Origin of the sequence: Bacteroides muris (ex Afrizal et al. 2022) (assembly GCF_004793475.1) — a bacterium.
In the GTDB taxonomy this organism is placed as follows: domain Bacteria; phylum Bacteroidota; class Bacteroidia; order Bacteroidales; family Bacteroidaceae; genus Bacteroides; species Bacteroides muris.
Map to the genome: position 1 here is coordinate 26737 of NZ_SRYZ01000002.1, position 17774 is coordinate 44510.

Annotated in this window: 13 protein-coding genes; 2 read left to right on the forward strand and 11 right to left on the reverse strand. The window is 46.6% G+C overall.

All coding sequences use genetic code 11. The annotated features are described in order from the left end of the window. Positions 1-3: 3 nt before the first annotated feature. The 6 genes from E5355_RS01205 to rpoN all read right to left on the reverse strand — a co-directional run bounded on the left by E5355_RS01205 (position 4) and on the right by rpoN (position 6054). A complete protein-coding gene (locus E5355_RS01205; protein WP_136008832.1) occupies positions 4-918 on the reverse strand; it encodes a glutaminase in 915 nt (304 codons plus the stop codon). 10 nt (positions 919-928) lie between these two features. Then, positions 929-2794 carry a 4-hydroxy-3-methylbut-2-en-1-yl diphosphate synthase gene (locus E5355_RS01210; RefSeq protein ID WP_136008833.1) on the reverse strand — a complete coding sequence of 622 codons (1866 nt, stop codon included), beginning with the start codon at positions 2792-2794 and terminating at the stop codon, positions 929-931. 70 nt (positions 2795-2864) lie between these two features. Next, positions 2865-3374 carry a 5-(carboxyamino)imidazole ribonucleotide mutase gene (purE, locus tag E5355_RS01215; RefSeq protein WP_136008834.1) on the reverse strand — a complete coding sequence of 170 codons (510 nt, stop codon included), beginning with the start codon at positions 3372-3374 and terminating at the stop codon, positions 2865-2867. Positions 3375-3395: 21 nt separating this feature from the next. Continuing rightward, the gene (gene gcvH, locus E5355_RS01220; RefSeq protein ID WP_136008835.1) at positions 3396-3776 is read right to left on the reverse strand and encodes a glycine cleavage system protein GcvH; all 381 of its coding nucleotides are present in this window, start codon (positions 3774-3776) and stop codon (positions 3396-3398) included. Positions 3777-3826: 50 nt separating this feature from the next. After that, the gene (locus E5355_RS01225) at positions 3827-4489 is read right to left on the reverse strand and encodes a hypothetical protein (protein ID WP_136008836.1); all 663 of its coding nucleotides are present in this window, start codon (positions 4487-4489) and stop codon (positions 3827-3829) included. Positions 4490-4563: 74 nt separating this feature from the next. Beyond that, the gene (gene rpoN, locus E5355_RS01230) at positions 4564-6054 is read right to left on the reverse strand and encodes an RNA polymerase factor sigma-54 (protein ID WP_136008837.1); all 1491 of its coding nucleotides are present in this window, start codon (positions 6052-6054) and stop codon (positions 4564-4566) included. A gap of 178 nt (positions 6055-6232) precedes the next feature. Here rpoN and E5355_RS01235 point away from each other — a divergent pair, with 178 nt between their 5' ends. Beyond that, positions 6233-7606 carry an aminopeptidase P family protein gene (locus tag E5355_RS01235; RefSeq protein ID WP_136008838.1) on the forward strand — a complete coding sequence of 458 codons (1374 nt, stop codon included), beginning with the start codon at positions 6233-6235 and terminating at the stop codon, positions 7604-7606. Between the two features lie 72 nt (positions 7607-7678). Continuing rightward, positions 7679-8848: a DUF418 domain-containing protein gene (locus E5355_RS01240; RefSeq protein ID WP_136008839.1), complete on the forward strand. Its 1170-nt coding sequence runs from the start codon at positions 7679-7681 to the stop codon at positions 8846-8848. Between the two features lie 118 nt (positions 8849-8966). On the opposite strand, the gene E5355_RS01245 is transcribed toward E5355_RS01240, so the two are convergent. The 5 genes from E5355_RS01245 to E5355_RS01265 all read right to left on the reverse strand — a co-directional run bounded on the left by E5355_RS01245 (position 8967) and on the right by E5355_RS01265 (position 17766). Further along, on the reverse strand, positions 8967-12239 hold the full coding sequence (locus tag E5355_RS01245; protein WP_246866865.1) for a glycoside hydrolase family 2 TIM barrel-domain containing protein: 3273 nt from the start codon (positions 12237-12239) through the stop codon (positions 8967-8969). A gap of 377 nt (positions 12240-12616) precedes the next feature. Next, positions 12617-14377 (reverse strand): peptidase domain-containing ABC transporter, encoded by a 1761-nt coding sequence (locus tag E5355_RS01250; protein WP_246866866.1) that lies wholly within the window; start codon positions 14375-14377, stop codon positions 12617-12619. A 4-nt stretch (positions 14378-14381) separates the two neighbouring features. Continuing rightward, the gene (locus E5355_RS01255; protein ID WP_016272094.1) at positions 14382-15983 is read right to left on the reverse strand and encodes a vitamin K epoxide reductase family protein; all 1602 of its coding nucleotides are present in this window, start codon (positions 15981-15983) and stop codon (positions 14382-14384) included. A gap of 9 nt (positions 15984-15992) precedes the next feature. Continuing rightward, positions 15993-17474 carry a TlpA family protein disulfide reductase gene (locus tag E5355_RS01260; protein ID WP_136008841.1) on the reverse strand — a complete coding sequence of 494 codons (1482 nt, stop codon included), beginning with the start codon at positions 17472-17474 and terminating at the stop codon, positions 15993-15995. Positions 17475-17565: 91 nt separating this feature from the next. Continuing rightward, a complete protein-coding gene (locus tag E5355_RS01265) occupies positions 17566-17766 on the reverse strand; it encodes a TIGR04149 family rSAM-modified RiPP (protein WP_136008842.1) in 201 nt (66 codons plus the stop codon). Between the last annotated feature and the right edge of the window lie 8 nt (positions 17767-17774).

Genomic DNA, 17774 nt, shown 5'->3' on the forward strand with positions numbered 1-17774 from the left:
TTTTCAGAAAATAGACTCCTGCGTCTGTGTAGTCAGCAATTCCAATGCCTTGATGCCCATCACTGAGTTCCCTTTTCGGTTCAGTCTCGGGCTCCATACGGCCACCGAATAGCGCAACGGATAAACGGCGGCTATGCCGCCTCCTACACCACTTTTCCCCGGAAGACCCACCAGATAAGAGAATTCCCCGGCTTCGTCATAAAAGCCGCATGTCTGCATGATGGCATTTATTCTTTTTACCTGGGAGGAGGTCAGCGTGATGTTCTCGAATGCAAAGGCTTGTTTATGGTTGGCGAAAGGTAAGAAAGCTTTAGACAAATCGTAACAGCTCATTTCTATGGAGCATTGCAGGAAATAGAAACGGAGCACGCGTTCTATGTCATTGTCTATGTTATGATGATATTTCAACAGGTTGGCGATGGCGGCATTCAGATAACCGTTCTTGCGCTCGGACAGGGCCACCTCTTCGTTATAGCCAATTCCGTCGTTTCCGCTGATGGAACGGACAAAACGTAGATATTCTTCTTCGGGATGCTTCAGATGATTCAGCAGGATATCGGTCATCACAATGGCTCCGGCATTGATAAACGGATTCCGGGGAATACCTTTTTCTACCTCTAGCTGCACCAGCGAGTTGAAGGCAGTACCCGAGGGCTCTTTGCCCACTCTTTTCCATAGATTGTCTCCTTCGAGGCTCAGACACATGGCAAGTGAGAATACTTTCGAAATACTTTGTATGGAGAAGCCTGTGGCAGCTTCTCCATGTATAAAGGTTTCGTCTTGGATTGTGCGAATGCACATCCCGAACTGATTCGGGTTGATTTTGGCAAGTGCCGGAATGTAATCAGCTTGTTTGCCAATGGTGGCATAGGGCTGTATCTCCTGATGAATGTCTTTCAGTATCTTCTGATAATCCATACTATAATTTTTATTTTTCTATATAGTCGCCATTGTCTCTGATAAGTTTTATCAGTTTTTCTACCGCTTCTTCTTCGGGAATGTTCTTTTCGACGCATTCTTTCTTCTTGTAAAGGCTGATTTTACCTCGTCCGGCACCTACATAGCCATAGTCAGCATCTGCCATTTCTCCGGGACCGTTGACAATGCATCCCATGATGCCTATCTTGAGCCCTTTCAGATGACCGGTAGCTGTCTTGATGCGGGCAATGGTGCTTTCCAGGTCGTAGAGTGTGCGTCCGCAGCCGGGGCAGGAGATGTATTCGGTCTTGCTGGTACGTACACGTCCGGCTTGCAGGATGCCGAAAGCAGTGGCATCCACCATTTTGCCATTTATGGTTTCTCCTTGGTTGAAAAGAAGTATACCGTTGCACAGTCCGTCGAAGATAAGTGCTCCCATATCGGCTGCTGCTTTAATTTGCAGGTTCTCCACTTCATTCTCTGCATAGTGCTCAAAGAAGACTACTGGATTTTTCAGGCCTTCCTTCATCATCTGGTGTACCAGGGCGCGTTGTTCGCCCAATCGGTTGGGATGGTTGCTTTGCGAAATCAGCACGACTTCCGGATGATACTTCAGGCAGGCGATGGCTTCGTCGTTCAATCCCATATAAGTGATGAAGAGGAACTTCAATGAGGCGTTGCAGCTGCTTAGGAAAGGTAGCTGGTCTCCTTTGAAGACAGGCCAGGCATTGACCGGCACTGCTTCGTGGATGTGCCGTTCCATCCAGATGTCGGCGTCGATAATACATTGCACACCTTTCGGCAGTTGTTCGGGAATGGAACGTCCCGTATAGATATAATCCGGAATGAATTGCGGATTAAAGTTCATGTCCCCGTTCAGGCGTGCGGCAATGACCACGGGTAGATTGCCTCCGCCGATATTGTGTACGGCAGTAGTCTCGCGGAGGGTGGGAGAGAGATAATTGAATTCCGGTACATCTGCTCCGGGGATGTAAGGATGGTCGCGGCGCTGCACGATATAGTCCACTAGTTTGCGGGCTACGGGAATTTCTGCCTCCGGGGCTTCGCTCAAGGAAACGCGAATGGTGTCACCCAAACCGTCTGCTAACAAGGCCCCGATGCCCAGAGCCGACTTGATGCGTCCGTCTTCTCCGTCTCCGGCTTCCGTTACACCAAGGTGCAACGGGAATTGCATGCCCTCCTGCTCCATGACGGCTACCAGCAAGCGTACTGTCTTTACCATGACCACTGTATTGGATGCTTTGATGGAAATAACTACATCCGTAAAATGCTCTTGCACGCAGATACGCAGAAATTCCATACAAGATTCCACCATACCTTCGGGGGTATCGCCATAGCGGGACATGATGCGGTCGGACAATGAACCGTGGTTCACGCCGATGCGGATGGCAGTATGGTTCTCCTTGCAGATATTGAGGAAGGGGACAAAGCGGTCGTGTATCTTCTGCAACTCCTGAGCGTACTCCTCGTCGGTATACTCCAGATGCTTGAAAGTACGTGCCGCATCCACATAGTTTCCCGGATTGATACGTACTTTCTCTACATATTGTGCTGCCACATCCGCTACCTTCGGATTGAAGTGAATGTCGGCCACGAGTGGCACCATATAACCGTCCTGACGTAGCCTAATGTTAATATTCATCAGATTCTCAGCCTCTTTGACGCCTTGGGCTGTGAGGCGTACATACTCTCCTCCGGCATCGACGATACGTTTGGCTTGTGCCACGCAGGCTTCTGTGTCCTGCGTGGCGGTATTTGTCATACTTTGTATGCGGATAGGATTGGAGCCGCCCATGGGGGTGGCTCCGATGTTTACTTCTGATGTTTCCCGTCGGGAATAGTTGAATAAATCCATTTCTTTAATTGATAGTTGATAATTTATAATTGACCGTTGGTTGGATTGCCTCATTGTCAATTACTCATTGTCAATTTGTCTTATATTCGTACTTCACATCCTTCAAGTCTTCATTTGCCTTGACTATTTTCCTTTTCAACCCCTCTTTGTAGGCAGCGAATGTTTCAGCTAATGAGGAATCGCTCAGTGCCAGCATTTGTACGGCAAGGATGGCAGCGTTCATGGCACCATTGATGGCAACGGTAGCTACCGGTATGCCCGGAGGCATTTGGATAATGGAGTAAAGGGCATCTACGCCATCGAGTACAGAGCCCTTTATGGGAACACCGATTACCGGCAGTGTGGTATTGGCGGCAATGACACCGGGCAGGGCGGCAGCCATGCCGGCAGCGGCAATAATCACTTTAATGCCGCGTTGGCGGGCATTCTTGGCAAATTCCTCCACTGCTTCCGGGGTACGGTGAGCAGAGAGGGCGTTCATTTCGAACGGTACATGCAGGTCATTGAGCAATTGCGCGGCCTTCTCCATAACGGGGAGGTCGGAAGTACTGCCCATGATGATACTAACGATTGGGGACATAATTAAATTATGGGTTATAAGTTATTCGTTTATCAGAGCTTTGTAGGCTTCTGCATCCAGCAGGCTGTCGAAATCGGCATCTGCAGCGGGTTTGATTTTAATGAGCCAGCCTTCACCATACGGGTCTTGGTTTACCAATTCCGGTTGATCGGCAAGCGTTTCGTTCTGTTCCAGAATTTCTCCATTTACGGGCAGAAAGAGATCTGAAATGGTTTTTACTACTTCAATGGTGCCGAACACTTCATCGGCAGCCAATGTTTCACCTACTGTCGGAATATCGACAAACACGATGTCACCCAATTGGTCTTGTGCATAATCAGTAATACCTACATAAGCTACATCGCCTTCCTGGCGAATCCATTCGTGTTCTTTGGTGTACTTTACATTAGTCGGGAAGTTCATGATCATTAGTTTTTAAAGGTTGATACTTATTTAATTGATAAATCAAAATTTTAAAAGAGAAAGATTCGGAACAGTATGTTGCTCAACGGATGGAGCACCAACAGCGAGCAGATAAGTCCTACGGCAAAGCCTCCCATTACTTCGCCCAAAGTGTGGTGCTGCAGGATGATGCGAGCGGTGCCCAATATGCCTGCCACCAGTATAAAGAGGCATAACCACCATACGGGATTGTAGCTGAACAAGGCACTGAAAGCCACCAACCCGCCGATTACAGCTCCGGCGCCTGCCATGTGTTCGCTCAGTTTCCATTTCAGGTTGACTATCACACAGATAATCATCATTACTAGAACAGAGAGAATAATGCCGGTCATGTACCATGGGATATTGAGCCGATGCATCATGAGCAGGCAGAATATGTAGGAAGTGATGGTCAAGATAAAGGGAACATATCTCTTTTTCCGTTCCACTAGTTCTCCCGGACTGAAACCGTTGACTTTGCGGAAGATGAAGATGGTTAGGGTAGGCATAAGGATGGTGAAGCAATACACCACACCCAGCACTATCAACTTGTACTGCAACGGCATGATGCGCAGGTACGAGAAAATGAATAGAGCCAGAAAAGCCAAGAAAGGGATAGAGAACGGTGTGAATACGACCGAAATCACTTTCGCTGTTCTGATTAAAGTCTTATCTTCTATAATATGCTCTTCCACAACCTAATTTATTTACGATTTACTGTTTTGAATGTTTTTGTTTACACTCTTGATTAATTACGGGTTATTATTTCTCACTTTCTCAGTCGTGCCACCGGGATATTCATCTGTTGGCGATACTTTGCCACCGTGCGGCGGGCTATGGGATAACCTTTCTCCTTCAGCAGCTCGGTCAGTTCGTCGTCGGTCAGAGGCTTTTTCTTGTCCTCGTTGTCAATGCACTCTTTGAGTATCTTACGTATCTCGCGTACGGACATCTCTTCACCATCTTCGGTTGTATAGCCGTCGTTAAAGAAGAACTTCAGTGGGTAGATGCCGTAGTTGGTCTGTACATATTTGCTGTTGCTCACACGGGAGATAGTCGAGATGTCCAACCCGGTGCGTTCGGCAACATCTTTCAGAATCATGGGGCGAAGTAGCGACTCATCTCCTTCGAGGAAGAAAGAGCGTTGCAGGTCTATGATGGCCTGCATGGTGGTCATCAGTGTATTTTGGCGTTGCTTCACGGCATCTATGAAACCTTGTGCGGCATCCATTTTCTGTTTAAGGAACATCATGGCCTCGCGAGATTCCTTGGACTGGTTGGCACGGTTCTTGGTATGTTCTTCCACCATTTCGGTGAAGTCGCGGCTCATGCGCAGTTCCGGCACGTTGCGGTTGTTCAGTGTCACGTTGATAGTACCGTCATCATAGGTGTCTACAAGGAAGTCGGGAACAATCTGCTGCATGTTCTTTCCGATGGTTTCGCCAAGCGAGGCACCGGGACGGGGATTCAGTCTGCATATTTCCTTAACGGCTTGTTGCAGAGTCTCTTCGCTGATACCTAATTTTTGCATAATCTTGTCCCAATGCTTGCGGGTGAACTCTTCGTAGCACTGGGTAAGAATATCTTCTTCCATATAGTATTGTGGAGGCGAAGGCATGGGCCGCTGGGCCTCCTTGCGTCGAATCTGGAGGAGCAGGCACTCTTGCAGGGTGCGGGCACCCAGACCGGCGGGGTCGAAGTCTTGTATAATCTTCAATACTTCTTCCAGTTCTTCGGGAGAAGCGTCGATGCCGGCGTAGATGGCGAGTTCGTCGCTGATGCTGTCCAGCGATTTGCGCAGCAGACCATCGTCATCCAGTGAGCCGATGAGATATTCGGCCAGTTCGCGCTGGTGCGGGGGCAAATCCTGCTCGCCAAGCTGCTGGCGCAGGGTCTCATAAAAAGAGGTGGTGTCGGAGAAAGGAATTTCTTCTGCCTGCTCTCCTTTGCTGCGGTTGTTTTCCTGCAGTTTGTAGTCGGGGATATCGTCTTCGTTCAGATAGTCGCTTAAAGAGTCATAACTGGTGTCTTCACCATCTTCTGAACCAGTTTCCGTATCGGGCATGTCGGAATATTCATCACCGGGAGTATCTTCTTTGCCCTCCTCCAGTGCCGGATTTTCCAGAAGTTCGGCACGTACGCGGTCTTCCAGTTCCACAGCAGGGAGTTCCAGCAGTTTTACTACCAGAATCTGTTGCGGAGACAGCGTCTGTATCTGCTGTTGCGCTTGAGTCTGTACTTGTCGGGAACCTTGTGCCATACTTTATAAATTACGAATTACGAGTTACAAATTACAAATATGGGAAAATTTCTACCGCAAAAATAGTGAATAGTTCGGGAACGCGAAATCTTCTCTTATGATATTTAACAAGAAAGCGGGAGCTTGGTTGCTTTTTTGTCACTATCTTTGTTCCATAACTACTAAAATATGGAACGTTATGTTTACTAAAGAAACGTATGTGCAGCGCAGAGCCCAGCTGAAAAAAACAATCGGCTCCGGAGTATTACTGTTTTTGGGTAACGATGAACAAGGGTTGAACTATGAGGACAATACTTTCCGTTACCGTCAGGATTCCACTTTTCTCTACTATTTTGGCTTGTCGTTTGCCGGATTGTCGGCAATCATTGACATAGATGAAGATAAGGAAATCATTTTCGGTGATGAGTTGACTATCGACCATATCGTATGGATGGGTACCCAGCCCACCCTTCACGAAAAGGCTTCCGCTGTGGGCATTTCCGAAACCCGTCCTTTTGCCGATATCGTCAGCTATTTGCATAAGGCTGTACAGATGGGGCAGACCATTCATTATCTGCCTCCTTATCGTGCCGAGCACAAATTGAAGCTGATGGACTGGCTGGGTGTTCCTCCGGCACGTCAGGAAGGCTCCGTGCCGTTTATCCGTGCGGTGGTGGCACAGCGCAACTACAAATCGGCAGAAGAGATAGTGGAAATAGAAAAGGCATGCGATGTGACTGCCGATATGCACATCACGGCCATGAAGGTGCTTCGTCCGGGAATGTACGAGTATGAAGTGGTGGCCGAAATGAGCCGAATTGCCGAGATGAACAACTGTGAGCTGTCTTTTGCAACGATTGCTACTATTAACGGTCAGACTTTACACAACCACTATCATGGAAACGAAGTGAAGCCGGGAGATTTATTCCTGATTGATGCCGGTGCCGAACTTCCTTCGGGTTACTGTGGAGACATGTCGTCCACCGTGCCTGCCGACAAGACTTTTACTTCCCGGCAGCGTGCCGTTTACGAGATTCAGAACGCCATGCACCTGGAGGCTGTTAAAGCGCTTTGCCCGGGCATTCCTTATATGAAGGTATACGAACTTTCTGCCCAAGTGATGGTGGAGGGGCTGAAAGAGCTGGGATTGATGAAGGGCAATGCCGAAGATGCCGTACGCGAAGGTGCTCATGCACTGTTCTATCCTCACGGACTGGGACACATGATGGGACTGGACGTGCACGATATGGAAAATTTAGGTGAACTTTGGGTCGGCTATGACGGTCAGCCCAAGAGTACGCAGTTCGGTCGCAAGAGTCAGCGCCTTGCCATTCCTCTGGAACCGGGCTTTGTCTTTACGGTTGAGCCGGGCATCTATTTCATTCCCGAACTGATTGACCTTTGGAAGGGGGAGAAGAAATTCGCTGATTTTATCAATTATGATAAGGTAGAGGAATACCGTGATTTCGGTGGCATCCGTAATGAGGAAGATTATCTGGTTACTGAAACGGGGGCACGCCGTTTGGGTAAGAAAATTCCGTTGACACCGGAAGAGGTGGAGGCGTTGCGCTGAACCAAAGCGCATGGCAGGCTTTATGATGAACGTAAGTAGACAGGAAGAATGAAAATTAACGGATATAAACAGATGGAACAACAGATACAGAAGCACGCACGGGTCGATGTGGCCGATGTGTTGCGTGGACTGGCGGTGATGGGTATCATCCTGCTGCATTCGATTGAGCATTTTAATTTCTACTCCTTCCCTGACGAGGCGGGACGGAGTGCATGGCTGGCCTTTACCGACCGTACTGTGTGGGACGGACTTTTCTTTCTTTTCGGGGGAAAGGCGTATGCCGTGTTTGCCCTGCTTTTCGGCTTCAGTTACTTTATTCAGTACGACAACCAGCGGTTGCGTGGACGAGATTTCCGTCTGCGTTTCTGTTGGCGGTTGGTGTTGCTGTTTTTTATCGGCAACTTGAACGCATCGTTCTTTACTGCCGAGGTGCTGGTGCTCTATTCACTGGTGGGGTTCATCTTGCCGCTGGTGTGCCGTCTGCGTGACAGGTGGATATTTGTCTTGGCTTGCGTGTTACTCGTTCAGCCGTTGCCGCTTTATTATGTTGTACGTGCCGCCCTTGATTCAACTTTCATGACACCTGCCCTGCCGACGGGTAGTCTGTGGGCCGCCACATTTCAGGCACAGAGCCATGGCACCTTCCTTGAAACCTTGTGTGTCAATCTGTGGGAAGGACAATTGGCCAGTCTGGCGTGGGCGTGGGACAACGGGCGTGTATTCCAGACTGCGGCTCTTTTCCTTTTCGGCTATTTGATAGGCCGCCGGGAGTTGTTCCGAGAGGACAATCTGAAATTCTGGAACAAGGTGTTGTGTGGTTCTCTGGTAGCCTTTTTCCCACTCTATGGGTTAGGCAACATGTTGCCTGATTTTGTAGAAAATGCTTCGGTGCGTATACCGCTACTGCTGGTGGTGTCTTCGTTGTATAAGTTCGCTTTTATGCTGTTGCTTGTATCGGCTGTGCTGAATGCTTATTACCGCACTGATTTGCAGAAATGCCTGAACTATCTTATCCCTTACGGCCGTATGAGCCTGACCAATTACATCATGCAGAGTGTTATAGGTTCTATGTTGTTCTATAACTGGGGATTCGGTCTGCACGATAAACTGGGCATTACAGCCAGTGTGCTGGTGGGTGCCTTGATTTTCGTGCTGCAATTGGCCTTCTGCCGGTGGTGGTTACATCGCTACGGGCATGGCCCAATGGAATATCTGTGGAAACGGGCTACGTGGCTGAAGTGAGTGACTCATGCCTGAAAATAGAAAGAACCGCATCATTTAAATGATACGGTTCTTTCTATATCTATGGATAAGGAGTGTTTCTCCTGATGTTTTCCTCCTTACTCAAACTGTTCTCCAATTACATTGGTACTATTGTGAATCCCCATTTATATTCCCGATTGGCAGGAATAAGATATTGAGGTTCGGGCTTGGAGCCCCAGCTGTCATATCCGCCTACTCCCATCTGCTTCATGTCTATACAAACTTCTACGAAATTCTTGGGCGTGATATCGTTGATATGTGTCTGGCGAGGCTTGATGTTTCTGGCAGTCGAGACGTCATGTTTCAGCTCTGCCGCATTGCGGTTGTTCCATTGATAATCTCTGTTTACGTTGTTTTCGCTGTCAAAGTCTTCAATCGCATTGCGCAACGCATTGAAACCGATAGTTTGATCGGCATAGATAGTCAGCCCTTTGCCATTCTTCTTGCCTACGGATAGCCAACGGGTATCGGTATGATGACCGTTCTCTTGCGGACGTACGTATGGGTAGTACATCTGTTCTGCCGTGCTTTTGTAAAGGTCTACGGTGACACCTGTGTTGCGGTCGATATAGTTCTCTTCAGGACCACGTCCGAAATAAGTCACTTGGTTCATCTCTGCCGGCAGGTGGAAACGGATGCCGATGCGCGGAACAACCAAGTCGGAAGAAACCTTGTGCATATTCTCATTTCCCGGTGTATAAGTAGCCGTTACGGTTGCTTCCGAAACTTCTGTCTTGGCAGCCTTGATTCCGGTGGGAGTAAATGTGAAATCGGCTTTTACCACACCGGAGGGGTGAATACGATAGGTTACGATGTAATGGTTGCCGGCAGGCAGGAGGTATTTGGCTGTCAGCACGGCATCTTTGCCTTCCTTCCGGACACTTGCCTCGGCTATCCGGAAGTCTTTGCTTGCTTCTTTCCAGATTTGCAGGCGTTTGGGGCCTTGGTTGCCATAATCGTTGTCTGTCGGTGCACGCCAGAAGTTAGGTTGAAGCCCGAAGCCGTCCTTAAAGTACTCCGTACCGTTCACTTTGTAAGAAGTAACCAGTCCGGTAGCCTTGTTGAAGACAAACTGTACTTTAGAAGAAGCTACTTCCAAAAGGTTATCCTTGTCGTTGCAATTCAGCATGCTACCTTCTGTTTTGTAGGTACGTGCCAAGGGGGCGATGGGCAGAAGGAACTGTTCTTTCGCAATTTCATAACCGACGGGAATCAATGCTTCCGGTTCGGTAGTCGTCACTCTGAACTCAACGAAATATTCGGTTCCAGCCTTGGGTTTCAGTCCGCCTACATTTACGTTCAGAGGTTTGTTTCCTTGCGGCTCGATATCCAGAGATACTTTGCCGCCCCGGATGGTCTTGGAGTTTTCCTTTACTTCGTAATGAATCAGATACTTCTTCAGGTTTGTGAAGTAGAAGCGGTTCTTTACGGTGAACTTGCCGTTTGCCAAGTCTTCAGCTTCAAAAGCGATGTTCTGATGCGCGTATTTCACTTCGCTGTATCCGGGATGGGGATTACGGTCGGGATTGATGATACCATTGCAGAGGAAGTTTCCGTCACTCGGCATGTTTTTTCCGAAGTCGCCTCCGTAGGCCCAATAGAGGCGGTTGTTCTCGTCTTTCACGGCAATACCTTGGTCTACCCAGTCCCAAATATATCCGCCTTGTAGGTTGGGATATTTGTAGATAGCTTTCCATTGTTCCCAAAGACTGCCGGTAGAGTTGCCCATGGCATGTGCATATTCGGACGGGACTACCGGGCGGTCGCTGCCCATCTTACCGATGTTCTCCAGCCATCTTGCTGATGGATATTGCGGAACATACATGTCGGAATTCCATTCCCATTGGGCGCGTTCATAATTCACCGGACGGTTCATGATGTCTTTGTCCGCATTCTTCACCCACAGGTAAGTCTGATAGAAATTATAACCGTTTCCGGCTTCGTTACCCAGTGACCAGAAGGTGACTGAAGGATAGTTCTTATTGCGTTCGAACATGTTGATGGTGCGGTGCATATGAGCTTTCAGCCATTCGGGGTTATTGCCCAGTGTACCACCTTTGCGCAGGTCGTAGTACATGCCGTGGCTCTCGATGTTGGCTTCGTCATATACATACAAGCCATATTCGTCGCACAATTCATAGAAACGGCGGTCTTGCGGATAATGGCACAGACGAACCGTGTTGATATTGGCGCGTTTCATCAGTTCAAAATCCTTGCGCATCAGCTCTTCGGTCATGTAGTGACCGGTTTCGGGATTGTGTTCATGGATATTCACACCTTTTAGCTTCAGTGGTTGCCCGTTAATAAGGAGGACTACGTAGTTTTGTCCGTTTGCTGACTTTTGGTCAATTTCCTTTATCTCGATGCGTCGGAAACCCACGTTGAAGGGTACGACTTCATTCACCTTGCCCTCTTCGCTGACGGTCATCAGTAATTTGTAGAGGTTGGGATTTTCAGACGTCCAGGTCTTTATATTAGGCAATTGTTGTTCGAAAAAGGCCGTTGCTTTCTTTCCTGCCAAGATGGAAACTGTTTTCTTTCCCGTGGCGACCGGCTTGCCCGAATCGTTTGTCAGTTCGTAGTCGATGGTCAGGGAGGCATTACTGCTTCCATTGTTTTTCAGGTCTACATTCAGCCGGAAGATACCGTTTTTGTAGCTGTCGTCCAGTGTAGAGGTAATGCGGAAGTCGTTGATGGAAGCCTTGGGCTGCGCATACAAGAATACATCACGTTCGATTCCGCTCATGCGCCAAAAGTCCTGGCACTCTAAATAAGACCCGGTGCTCCAACGGAAAATCTTGAATGTCAGTGTGTTTTCTCCCGGTTGCAAATATGGGTTAATCAAATATTCCGCAGGATTTTTGGAATCTTCGTTGTAACCGACTTCTTTACCGTTGACATATACATAGCATCCCGATTTGGCACCGGCCACATGCAAATATACATCTCGTCCGTTCCAGTCGTCCGGAATCGTGAAATTTCGTCGGTAGACGCCTACGGGATTCTGTTCGGGCAATAGGGGCGGCTGAGGTTTATAAGGTTTGAACTCGTAGCCGTGATTAGTATAAATGGCCGTTCCGAAGCCTTGTACTTCCCAGTTGCCCGGCACTTGAATGTCGTGCCAGCCCTCTGTGCTTGCAGTAGGAGAGGTGATGTCGGCGGGAAGGTCTTTGTAGGCATCGACATAAAAGAACTTCCATGTCCCGTTGAGTAATTGGTAGTATGGACTTTTTTCAAATTGTCCACTCATGGCTTGTGTACGGTCTGCGTAGGTCATGAAAGAGGTACGTGGTGCTTCTTTGTTTACACTCGTTGTCTGTACGTCTTGCCAATAAGGTAATTTAAGGTCAGGGCTACTTTGAGCCAGCATACTGCTTCCCATTAAGGAAAAGCATGCAAATAATTGGGTTAGTTTGCTCATGGTGAAATAATTTCTTTTTATTCACATAGTTAATATTTGATGCTGTAAAAATAAGAAAAAATAGCGATTCTCCTATTGAATATTAAGATTATTTATTAAGAGTCATGTTTTTAAGAAAAGATGTATCTAATGCTTTACGTTGAGGAAAATGGGTGAATAGTTGTAAGGAGTTGACCTTTACAGATACTTCTCCCATAAATATCTCAGCGGGCTGGGCAGTCTTTCAGTCACGCTTCGTTCGTCGGTCATCACTTCCGCCGTCCCGGTCAGTTCCCCTTTGAATTCCAGCCGCCTGCCATAGGAAGTGCATAAATCTTGCGGCAGGCTTACGGTGACGGTGTAGGTGCGTTTCGATGATACTCTGTTGCAACTGCGCTTCCTGTATCCGGGCCGGGGAGAGCTAGGTCATCAGCTGTTCCCGTCCCCCGCTGCTTGTTCAAGAATGCTTGTTTGGCTTCCTCGTATTCCGACTGGGCGGTCAGGCTCTCGTCGAAGAAGATGAACTCCGGGTCTTTGTACACGGCGCGGGCGATGAGGATGCGCTGCTTCTGCCCCTGGCTCAGCCCGTTCCCCTCCTGTCCTATCCGGGTGTTGTAGCCCAGCGGCAACCCCTCGATGAAGCCATGTATGTTCGCCACCTCCGCCGCATGGCGCAGGCGTTCCTTGTCGATATGCTCCACGCCCGGGGCGATGTTTCCCGCGATGCTGTCCGAGAAGATGAAGCCGTCCTGCATGTCGCGAGCAAAGGCGATGAGGTCGTTTACGGGGCTGTTCAGTTGCCCGATGATGTACTGCACGGAGAGCATCATTCCCAGCGTCATTTCCCCTTTCACCACGAGCGATGCCACCAGTCCCGTGATTACGATGTTCTTGGTCTGGTTTATCAGTACCGCTCCTGAGTCCTGATACTGCCGCAGCGCAAGGCTCTTGATGTTTACTTTGAACAGCCTTGCCTGTATGCGTTCCCATTCCCACCGTTTCTGCTGTTCGCAGGCACTCAGTTTTATTTCCTGCATGCCGTTCACCAGTTGCACCACCGAGCTTTGGTTGGCGCTCTGCTGGGCAAAGCGTTTGTGGTCCAGTTCCGCCCGCTTCTTCACGAAGAGCCAGACGTAAGCCACGTAGAGGGCACTTCCTCCCATGAAGATAAGGAATATCATGGCGTTGTACAGCAACAGCACGATACTGAAAATAAGCAGGTTGAACATGGAGAACACTACACTGAGGCTGCTTCCGGTCAGGAAGTTCTGTATGCGCGTGTGGTCGTTGATGCGCTGCAGTATGTCGCCCGTCATTTTGGTGTCGAAGTAGCCCATGGGGAGCTTCATCAGCTTGACGAGGAAGTCCGAAATCAGGGCGATGTTGATGCGTGTGCCCAGATGCAGCAATATCCATCCGCGTATGAACTCCACGGCGCTGCTGCTGAAGGATAGCATCAGTTGGGCGATGAGTACCAGATAGATGAATCCGAGGTTCCGGTTGTTGATGCCGAAATCCACGATGCTCTGCGTGAGGAAGGGGAGCATCAGTTGTATCATGCTGCCTAATAGCAACCCCAGCAGCAGCTGCCCCACCAGTTGCTTGTAGGGGCGCAAGTAAGAATAGAGGAAACCGAAGCCTTTATAGTCTGTCTTTTCCCCCTCATCCTCTTGTGCATAGAATTCCGGTGTAGGTTCCAGCAACAGTGCCACTCCCGTATCTTCTCCGTCCTTCTTTGCACTGAGCCAGCAACGGCAGAACTCCTCACGAGTGTACTTCAGCTTTCCCGCTCCGGGGTCTGCCACCCAAACATGCTTGTTGTCCAGCTTATAAACTACGACAAAATGCTGCTGGTTCCAGTGGACGATGCAAGGCAGAGGAGCTTCCGTCAGCATCTCGTAGCTCACTTGTACACAGATGCTCCGAAATCCAATCTTTTCTGCGGCTTCGCTGATGCCCAGCATGGAAACCCCTTCGCGGGTGATGAATGATTTCTCCCTCAACCCTTCCAATGAATAGCGCTTGCCATAGAAAGCGGAGACCATGCGCAGGCAGGTGGGGCCGCAGTCCATCACGTCGTGCTGGGAGTAGTGAGGAAAGGATTTCATTTGATTAACTATATAAAAAGTCAATATCTTTGATGTTATAATAGCTTGGAAATTTCCTCCCATTAATAAATAGAATGGGTGTAGTGTAAAACTTATGTGTTATACACCATTTTTCTTGTGCATTGATGAAAGGCTCGTATTTAGGGATTTCATCCAAGAACTTAATGTTATGTAGGATTTTATTTTTACTGATAGGATAGTTATCAACATATTTTTTTAGTATCATGGCAAATAATTGGGGATTCTTTTGATAGCCAGAGAGAATATGGGAAGCTATTACTATCGATTCTGGATGTTTCTTTTGGTCTAACAAAAATATTAAATCCAATTTGGTATTGGCTTTTCTTTGAAGGATGGGCATTAGTTTTTGTAGCTCTTTTATGCATGAAACACAAATAGGACTGAAAATAAGAGTAAGGCATATTTCGGCATCTGGATTTCCTATTGATATTTTATTCACTTTGTCAACATCTGTAAGACAAAGTTCTTGTTGAAAAAGATATTGGGAAATGTTTTCGTCATATATTAATTCGTTGTATTTTCTTTTCAAGGTGGTGTGTTCTTTTTGAGTGGCAATTATCGGCTTGATGACTATATAGATAGATGTAACAGTAACGAAGATCGTCGTTATTTCTATTATTGATTTCAAATGTAGCAATTCGTATATATAATTCATCTTTAAAGTACATATACTTAGCATAAACAGAAAAACGAATACCACTTGTACAGAAAGGCAAAGGGTACACCATTTTCTTGCTATGAATTTCTGATAAAAAAGAGAATAGCATACATATCCGATACTGCAAACAGACAGGAAGTTTATAAGTGCCTGTGCTGTACCAAATGGTAGGAATAGTAATACAATTAAAAGAGATAAAAAATACACAAAACCTATATCGCTCCAAGAAACAAGTCCGAGGAAATATGCGTCTTTGAAATCCAAGATAGAAGAACAATCTATATTATTCTTATTTCCGGTGGCTGAACATAATTTTTTAATGTGTACATTGTACTTGTCTATTTGGTCTACAAACAAAAGTATGGATGCAGTCAGTCCTCCTAAAACGCCTGTAAGATATAGATAAAAAAGAATGCCTCCTTCGTGCTTTAAAATAAGTAAATATGCGAATAATATGGCTACACACAATATAAGCATAGGATATTTTATTTGCTTAATGATTGTGCTGAATTTCATTTTTAGTGGAATACTGATTTTACCTGGTCGGTTATCCATAATAAGGATGTTACCGTCCCACATATCTTCAAAATCCTTTCTCGATATACTTTCTATCTTTCCTTTCTCATCAATAGTCTGAATAGATTCGGCAGTAACTTTTGTTATAAACAGGAACAAATCCACATTTGTAATAACATGAGCAATGAAAGGAGAGGGTATATTTGTCAGTTCTTCATAACTGGTATGTATGGCAAAACTATCTTTGCCCATCCTATGTAATATATACTGGAAAGATAGGAAACTGGGAAAATCCGGATGTTCCTTCAATATTACATATAATGCAGCAGAATATTTGCAGCCATAATATTTTGTGATAATCTTCAAAATGGTTCTTGCATTGTCTTTTATTATTTTTTGATGTGCATTCATTCTGTTGCTTTACTGTTTTAAATATTTGTCTATCGTTGTTGCCGCTTGTTGGTCACTTGGTCTTGGAGCATTCACTTCAACAATATTGCCCTGTTTGTCGAAAATGATGTATCGGGGAATTAATTCCAGCTTTAGCTTTTCCAGTATTTTACTGTTCTTTGGGTTTGTGATGAGGAAATTGTCGGGTACTTCCGACAAGCCTTCCTGCTCTACTGCCTTTTTCCAGCTGCTTTCCTGGTCCTTGAAGGCGAGATAGACGAATACCACATCTTTTCCCTTGTACAGCTCTCTTAGCTTTGCCGATGGAGGCATTTCTTCCCGGCAGGGTACACACCAGCTTGCCCAGAAGTCCACATAAATGACCTTTCCCCTGTTTTTTTTCAACAATATGTTCAAGTTGGTAGGCTTTCCGTGGATGTCCTTCAGCAATAACTGGTTGGCATCGGCAGACAAGTTATATTGGTCTCTTATCTTGTTGGGCAGCAGTGTGTCTTGGGTGATATGGATATATTTGTCAAGATAGCTGTTTACGTCTTGTGCCGAAAAGTTTTCGCCGATTTCTTTGATGCAGCGTTCAAGCAGGATTTGTTTTGATTTTGGCTGAAATGTTTTCGGAGATAGCTCATCGAAGGTTTGACGCCAGTCTTTGCTTCCTCCCTGCGATTTGCGTATCGTCGGGATGTGCTGATTCAAAAACCAGAGGTAGTAGTCCAGAAATTCACGGTAGGAGGGATAACGGATATATTTGTCGGCTATTTCGGGCTCCATTTGGCGGTAGAAGGCGGTGTCTTCATTCAGCATTCTCCGGGATTCATAGTCTTTCAGCTTGAGCAGGTATTGATAACGGTCGTGTATCTCGCTTGAGATAAGTTGCTGTTCTTTAAAAGAATTGATAGTATCTGTGTAGTTCTTTTTGTAACTGTCGAACATGGATTGTAATGAATCCAAAGGACAATAATCTATTATTAATGAAGTCCAATTGTTGGCTCGTATTATATCAATAGTTTTGGCAATATGTGCCAAACTTCCTCCAAGACAAGTTTTAGCCTCCACTCCTACATGGGTCTTTCCTTTGCGCAATTCATAGTTCATGTTATAGAATCTGTTATATTCGGGATGATGCTTGCTGCTTAAAATGGGGTAGTTAAGGCTATCCATTGAAATAGTAATGGTATCCCCTTGCATTAAAGGGTAGTAGTTGAACTCAAAATCCCCATAGTTGAGCCCCAACTCCTTGAAATGCTCAGTGGAATAGAGGGTTATGGTATCGAAATCTTTGTCCGGCATGTATTCCATAAGAGTTCCTATACTGTCGGTATAGAGGACTTTAGGCATCGGCACGTGTCTCATTCCTCCCGGTGTCCTGTGGGGCTTAGGATGGTAATGATTGAAACATACTACAATATTCTTTCCACATTTCTCATTGATGGCTTGTTGCCGGCAAGATGAAATGCTTATTACCAGAAAAAAGACGATACATATATACTTCATAAGTATAGGCTTTTAATTTATGATGATATTAAATAATGAATAGGAAAATTATTAGTTTGAATAACAATTTTCCTATTCTGTAACCTGCGGATTATCCGCAGTAGCTACTTGAAGCGCAGCTATCACAGCACCAATTTCCCTCGGCGGTAGCCATGTGCATAGCTTGAGCTTTGGTTACACCGCAATCTACATCACCACTTGGAGATTTGTAGCCACAAGTACCAGAACCACCTTTGATAGCTCTCATTTGTTTTTTATTGAGGGCTTTCGCTTTTAAGTCATTAAAATTCATAGTGTTCA